We start from the raw sequence: 2,388 nt of genomic DNA, 5'->3' as shown, positions 1-2,388 counted from the left end.
TGGTGGTGCGGCGGTCGCGCCGCGGCGGCCGCGGCTCGGTGGTCCCGGCGGGCGGATCGGTATGACGCGCGTAGTTTTGTCGATCGGCTCCAACCTGGGTGACCGGCTGGCGCGGTTGCAGTCGGTCGTCGACGGGCTCGGGGAGAAGGTGCTCGCCGTGTCGCCGGTGTACGAGACCGACCCCTGGGGCCGGGTGGACCAGGCGCCGTTTCTCAACGCGGTGCTGATCGCCGACGACCCGGCCTGCGACGGGCAGGGCTGGCTGCGGCGGGCGCAGGAGTTCGAGCGGGCGGCGGGCCGCGTGCGCGGCGAGCGCTGGGGCCCACGCACGCTCGACGTCGACCTGATCGCCTGCTACGGGCCGACCGAGGTGATCTCCCGGGAGAACAATCTGACCTTGCCGCATCCGCTGGCCCACCTGCGGGCGTTCGTGCTCATCCCCTGGCTGGATGTCGACCCGGACGCGCAGTTGACGCTGGCCGGCGGGCCGCAGCCGGCCGCCGGCCTGCTGGCCCAGCTGGAAGCGGCTGATCGGGACGGCGTGCGCCCGACCGGCCTGACGCTTCGGCCGAACGGGGAGCCGCCGGGCGATCAGGGGCCGACGGCCTGATGGGACCCACCCGCAAACGTGACCTGACCGCCGCGGTGGTGGGCGCCGCCTTTGTGGGGTACCTGCTGGTCAAGGGCCTCTACCGGTGGTTTCCGCCGATCACGGTGTGGACCGGCCTGTCGCTCCTGGGGGTGGCCATCGCCGAGGCGCTGTGGGCGCGCTACGTGCGGGCCAGGATCAGCGAGGGCGAGATCGGGTCCCGTCCGGGTTGGCTGCACCCGCTTGCGGTGGCGCGCAGCCTGGTGGTCGCCAAGGCGTCGGCCTGGGTGGGTGCGGTGATGCTGGGCTGGTGGGTCGGCATCCTGGTGTACTTCCTGCCGCGCAAGTCCTGGTTGCGGGCCGCCGCCGAGGACACCTCGGGGACGGTGGTGGCGGCCGTCAGCGCGCTGGCGCTGCTGAGTGCCGCGCTGTGGCTGCAACATTGCTGCAAATCACCGCCGGATCAGACTGAGCACGGCGAGGGCGCGGAAACCTAGCCCGGCGCGACGATTGCCGGCTGCCGGCGGGCAATCGACTCCGCCGGCGACGCCGCCGGTAACCCGCGCGAGAATCGCCGGAGCCGCGCGACACGCGGATTGACCTCGCGCAGGTACTCTCAGGCCATGACCGTTCTGTCCCGCGGCGCCCGGGTGCGGCGCGGCGGCCGCAGGCCGGGGTGGGTGCTCTTGACAGCGTTGCTGGTCCTCGCGATGGGGGCCAGTTCCGCATTGGTTTTCACCAATCGGGTGGAACTCCTCAAGCTCGCTGTAATCCTGGCGCTGTGGGCCGCAGTCGCCGGCGCCTTCGTCTCCGTGCTCTATCGGCGCCAAAGCGACGCCGATCAGTCCCGCGTCCGCGACCTCAAGCTGGTCTACGACCTGCAGCTGGACCGCGAGATCTCGGCCCGGCGTGAATACGAGCTGACCGTCGAGTCCCAGCTGCGCCGCGAGCTGGCCTCCGAGCTGCGCGCCCAGGCCGCCGACGATCTGGCCGAGTTGCGCGCGGAGCTTTCCGCCTTGCGGACCAGCCTGGAAATCCTGTTCGATACCGACCTCGCGCACCGCCCGGCCCTCGGCGGCACGCCCGAGGCCGAGCCGCAACCGGAGCGTGCGTACAGCGAGTGGGACCGCAACGGCGAGAACCCCCGCGACACCCCGGTCGATTGGGTGTCCAGCGACCGGGTGACGTCGGTGCCGCAGGACAACGCCGGCCGCGCCGACGACGCCATCATCGACGTGCCCGAGGAACCGCTGATCCCACCGCGGCAGCAGCCGCCGCCCCGGCGGGAACGGGTCCGTCAACAGTACGAACCGGCACCGGACCCGGCGTACGCCGAAGAGCCTTCGTACGCCGACGAGTCGCCGTACGTGGGACCGCCCGAGCCGCGATTCGAGCCCCGTTTCCAACCGCAGCCGGAGCCCGCACCGCGGCCGGAGCCGGAATCGGAGCGCCAGCCCCAGGCGCATTGGCCGGGACAGGGTTGGCAGCCGACCACCGCGGAAGGCCAATGGTTGCCACCCGGCGCCCCGGGCAGCAATTGGGCCGGCACCGATCCCCCCGCGTCGACCGGTGGCCGGCGGCGCGCCCGGCATTCGGACGTCGACGAGGCCTGGGATGGGCTGCCCGTCGAGCCGTTGCCGCCACCGCCGTACGGCGACTCCGGTCGCCAGGCACGGTCACGCCACTCGGCGGAGTACCGCGACTACGGGGTGCGCAACTTCTCGCCCGCCGGCGAGCCGCCGGCCGGACCGTCACCTGCCGCGCCGCCCCCGCCGGCCGCCGCGACGACGTCGCCGGCC

3 protein-coding genes are annotated in these 2,388 nt (G+C 73.0%); all 3 read left to right on the top strand.

What is annotated here, in order from left to right; all coding sequences use genetic code 11:
* The first annotated feature begins 61 nt into the window (after positions 1-61).
* On the top strand, positions 62-610 hold the full coding sequence (gene folK, locus A5708_RS14420) for a 2-amino-4-hydroxy-6-hydroxymethyldihydropteridine diphosphokinase (protein ID WP_065029277.1): 549 nt from the start codon (positions 62-64) through the stop codon (positions 608-610).
* Positions 610-1,086: a DUF3180 domain-containing protein gene (locus tag A5708_RS14415; RefSeq protein ID WP_065029276.1), complete on the top strand. Its 477-nt coding sequence runs from the start codon at positions 610-612 to the stop codon at positions 1,084-1,086. The genes folK and A5708_RS14415 overlap by 1 nt, the downstream gene beginning before the upstream one ends.
* A 126-nt stretch (positions 1,087-1,212) precedes the next feature.
* A partial coding sequence (locus A5708_RS14410; RefSeq protein WP_065029278.1) for a DUF6779 domain-containing protein occupies positions 1,213-2,388 on the top strand: 1,176 nt, incomplete at its 3' end.

It is taken from the genome of Mycobacterium colombiense, assembly GCF_001672755.1.
Taxonomy (GTDB): Bacteria; Actinomycetota; Actinomycetes; order Mycobacteriales; family Mycobacteriaceae; genus Mycobacterium; species Mycobacterium colombiense_C.
This window is presented reverse-complemented; position numbering and strand designations above follow the sequence as displayed.